This is a genomic window from Streptomyces sp. NPDC001634 (assembly GCF_040298185.1).
In the GTDB taxonomy this organism is placed as follows: domain Bacteria; phylum Actinomycetota; class Actinomycetes; order Streptomycetales; family Streptomycetaceae; genus Streptomyces.
Genome location: NZ_JBEOZU010000191.1, coordinates 1 through 4518, shown reverse-complemented (window position 1 = coordinate 4518; position 4518 = coordinate 1). Strand labels below are relative to the sequence as shown.

Sequence of the window (4518 nt, the reverse complement as noted above, 5' to 3'; positions counted from 1 at the left end):
ACGTCGACGCGGTCGAAGTTTGGGGCGTTGTGGGTCTGGCGGATGACGTCGAGCAGGTTCCAGTCGACGTAGGGGGACAGGGCCTTCGCGCAGTCCGTGAGGGCCTGTGCGAAAACCCATTCCTTTTCGAGGAGTTGGGCTCCCATCCCGGCCCATTGGTGTCCTTGTCCGGGGAAGACGAAGACGGTCTTGCCGTCCACGTCCGCTGTACCGGTGATCAGGTTCGGGGCCGAAGTGCCTTCCGCGAGGGCCTTCAGGCCGACCGACAGCTCCTCGGGAGTCGCCCCGAGGACGACGGCACGGCGGTCGAGGCGGGCGCGGTGGAAGGCGAGGCCGCGCGCGACGGCCGCAGGATCGAGGTGTCCGGTGGCGGTGAGCAGCCGGTCGGCCTGGGCGCGCAGGGCGGGCTGCGTCTTGGCGGAGACGAGCCAGGGGACGACGGCGGGCCGGGGCTCGGGCACCGGCTCCGGCCGTTCCGGGGCCTGTTCGATGATGACGTGTGCGTTGGTGCCGCTGACGCCGAAGGAGGACACGGCGGCCCGGCGCGGGCGGCCCGTCCTCGGCCACTCACGTCGCTCGGTGAGAAGCTCGACCGAACCGGATGTCCAGTCGACCTTGGTGGACGGCTCGTCGACATGCAGGGTTTTCGGCAGGATCCCGTGGCGGATCGCCTGCACCATCTTGATGATCCCGGCGACTCCGGCGGCCGACTGGGCGTGGCCGATGTTGGACTTCAGCGAGCCGAGCCACAGGGGGTAACCACGGTTCTTACCATAGGTGGCCAGGAGGGCCTGCGCCTCGATCGGGTCGCCCAGCGTGGTACCGGTGCCATGGGCCTCGACCGTGTCCACGGCGTCCGGGGTGAGGCCCGCGTTGGCGAGGGCGGCGCGGATGACGCGCTGCTGGGAGGGGCCGTTGGGGGCGGTGAGACCGTTGGAGGCGCCGTCCTGGTTGACCGCGGAGCCCCGTACGACCGCCAGGACCGGGTGGCCCAGACGCTCCGCATCCGACAGCCGCTCCAGGGCGAGCACGCCGACGCCCTCGGCCCAGCCGGTGCCGTCGGCGGCCTCCGCGAACGCCTTGCAGCGCCCGTCCTCCGACAGCCCCCGCTGCGTGGAGAACTCCACGAACACGCCCGGCGTACCCATCACGGCGGCGCCGCCGGCGAGCGCCATGTCGATCTCCCCGCCCCGCAGGGCCTGGACCCCCAGGTGCAGGGCGACCAGCGAGGACGAGCACGCAGTGTCCACGGTGATCGCCGGTCCTTCGAGGCCGAGCGTGTACGAGACACGCCCCGAGGCCACGCTGCCGGAGTTCCCGGTGCCCAGGAACCCCTCCAGGCCCTTCGGGGAGAACTCCAGGCCGGGCGCGTAGTCGTGGTACATCACGCCCGAATAGACCCCGACCCGGCTGCCCGCCAGCGCCGTCGGGTCGATCCCCGCCCGCTCGAACGCCTCCCAGGAGGTCTCCAGCAGCAGCCGCTGCTGCGGGTCCATGGCGAGGGCTTCACGCGGTGAGATCCCGAAGAAGGCCGCGTCGAACTCGCCCGCCTCGTGCAGGAACCCGCCTTCGCTCACATACGAGGTACCGGAGCGTTCGGGGTCGGGGTCGAAGAGGCGCTCCAGGTCCCAGCCGCGGTCCTCGGGGAAGCCGGAGACCGCGTCACGGCCCTCGTCGACGAGCCGCCACAGCTCGTCCGGCGTGCGCACTCCGCCCGGCAGCCGGCAGGCCATGCCGACGATCGCGATCGGCTCGCGGGACGCGGCGACGATGCGCTGGTTCTCCTGCTTGAGGCGTTCGTTCTCCATCAGCGAAGCGCGCAGCGCCTCGACGATCTTGTCGCTGGGCGTCGTACCCATCGAGTCCTCCATGTATTGCGGCAGTTGACTGATCAGTTACCGAGGGCGCCCAGGGCACGGGCCACGAGGTCGTCGGCGTCCATGGCGGCGATGCGGTGCAACTCCTCTTCCGCCGCGGCCGCCGCAACCGGGGCGGGCTCACGGGGGGTCTCCTCGTCCGCCGTGTCCGCCTCGGGCAACAGCTCGGCCAGCAGATGGCGGGCGAGCACGGCCGGGGACGGGTAGTCGAAGACGAGCGTCGCGGGCAGCCGTACGCCGGTCGCGGTGGCGAGGCGGTTGCGCAGCTCCACGGCGGTCAGAGAGTCGAACCCGACTTCCTTGAAGGGCTGTTCGGGCCGGACAGGCGCGCCGCCGAGCACAGTGGAGGCGTGCCCGCGCACCAGCTCCAGGAGCTGTCGCCGCCGGTCCGCCTCGGGCAGGGCGGCCAGCCGCTCGGCGAGGGACTCCTCCGAGGCGGCCGCGCCGTGTGCCGCCTTGCGCGGCGTACTCACCAACTTCTTCATGATCGAGGGGAGTTGGCCTTCGGCGGCGGCCGCGCGCAGCGCCGGGAAGTTCATCTTGCTCGTCACCAGGGCCGCTTCGGGCGACCTGAGCCCGGCGTCGAGCAGCGCCATGCCCTCCTCGCGGGTCAGACCGAGGGCGCCCTGCCGGCTCATCCGGTACTGGTCGCCGCTGTCCAGATGCCCGGTCATTCCGCTCGCGTCCGCCCACAGCCCCCAGGCGAGGGAGACGGCGGGGGTTCCTTGGGTGCGGAGGTGGTGGGCGTAGGCGTCGAGTGCGGCGTTGGCGGCGGCGTAGTTGGCCTGTCCGGGGTTGCCGAGGGTGCCGGCGGCGGAGGAGTAGAGGACGAAGGCGGCCAGGTCGTGGTCCTTCGTCAACTCGTGCAGGACGCGGGCGGAGTCCGTCTTCGGCGCGAGCACCGTGTCCAGGTGCTCGGGCGTCTGCGCGGCGAACATGGCGTCGCTCAGGACTCCGGCGGTGTGGATGACGGCGGTGAGGGGGTGGGCCGGGTCGATTCCGGCGAGGGCGTCGGCAAGTTGGCCGTGGTCGGCGGTGTCGGCGGCGGTGATGGTGACGTGGGCGCCGAGGGAGGTCAGCCGCTCCTGGAGTTCCTGTGCGCCGGGTGCGCCGGGTCCGCGGCGGCTGAGCAGGAGGAGGTGGCGGATGTGGTGGTGGGTGACGAGGTGGTGTGCGGCGAGGGTGCCGAGGGTGCCGGTGCCGCCGGTGATCAGGACGGTGCCGTTGGGGTCGAGGGGGGTGGGGGTGTCGGGGATTTGGGCGCGGGTGAGGCGGGGTATGTGGATGCGGCCGTTGGTGAGGGCGAGTTGGGGTTCGCCTGTGGTGAGGGCGGCGGGTAGGAGGTGGCTGGTGTTGTCGTCGGTGTCGATGAGGGTGATGCGGTCGGGGTGTTCGTTCTGTGCGGTGCGCAGGAGGCCCCAGACGGCTGCCTGGGCCGGGTTGTGGGTGGCGTTGCGGGTGAGGACGACCAGGCGGGTGTCGTCGGGTGGGCTGGTCAGGTGTGCCTGGACGGTTTTGAGTGCGTGGCCGGTGAGGGTTCGTATGTCGTCGTCGGTGTGTGTGGTGAGGTCGAGGACGGGCCAGTCGGTGCCGGTCTGCTCCTGCGGGGTGGGCACCTCCTGCCACTCCACCCGGAACAGCGCGTCCCGCAGCACACCGCTGTCGGCCGCCAATCGGGTCGCATCGACGGCTCGGAAGGCCAGCGAGCCGACCGTCGCCACCGGTGCCCCGGTCGCGTCGGCCGCCTGCACGGACACCGCGTCCGTGCCCTTCGGTGCGATCCGTACGCGGAGAGCGGTGGCGCCCGCAGCGTGCAGGGCGACCCCGTTCCACGCGAAGGGCAGCAGCGTGCGCTCGCCCTGCGGCTTGTCCGTGAACGCGGCCGCATGCAGCGCCGCGTCCAGCAGCGCCGGGTGCAACCCGAACGCCCCCGCGTCGCCGACCGCCTCCTCACCGAGCGCCACCTCGGCGAACAGCTCCTCACCGCGCCGCCACACCTTCCGCAGACCCTGGAACGCGGGCCCGTATTCGTACCCGGCGACGAACCGCAGATCGTAGAAGTCGGCGACGGACAGCGCCTCGGCGTCCTTGGGCGGCCAGACCCCGAAGTCGTACGCCTCCGTGCCGGAGTCGGCGGCCTCAGCCGTGAGGAACCCGGATGCGTGCCGCGTCCACACCGAGGAGTCCTCGCCGCGCGAGTGCACCGTGACGGGGCGCCGGCCAAGGCCGTCGACGGGGCCCGCGGTCACCCGGACGCGGACCGCGCCCGAAGCCGGCAGCACCAGCGGCGCCTCGACGACCAGCTCCTCCAGGACGCCCGCGCCCACCTGGTCGCCCGCGTGCACGGCCATCTCGACCAGCCCGGTCCCAGGCACCAGTACGGTCCCGGACACGGCGTGGTCGGCAAGCCATGGATGCGACTTCAAGGAGAGCCGACCGGTGACCAGCACCCCTCCGTCGTCGGGGAGTTCGACCACCGCACCGAGCAACGGATGCCGTGCGTCGTCGAGCCCCGCCGTTCCCAGGTCACCGGCCGAACCGGTGCGCTCCAGCCAGTAGCGGGTGCGCTGGAAGGGGTAGGTGGGCAGGTCGACGTGGTGGGGGGTGGTGGCGTCGAAGGTGGGGTGCCAGTTGATGGGGG

General features: G+C 72.0%; 2 protein-coding genes. Both read right to left on the bottom strand.

The window, feature by feature from the left end; translation table 11 throughout:
- Positions 1–1859, bottom strand: a 1859-nt coding sequence (locus ABT186_RS47290) for a type I polyketide synthase (protein WP_351930611.1), incomplete at its 3' end; no start/stop codon positions are given.
- A gap of 32 nt (positions 1860–1891) precedes the next feature.
- On the bottom strand, positions 1892–4518 hold a 2627-nt coding region (locus ABT186_RS47285; RefSeq protein ID WP_351930609.1), incomplete at its 5' end, for a type I polyketide synthase.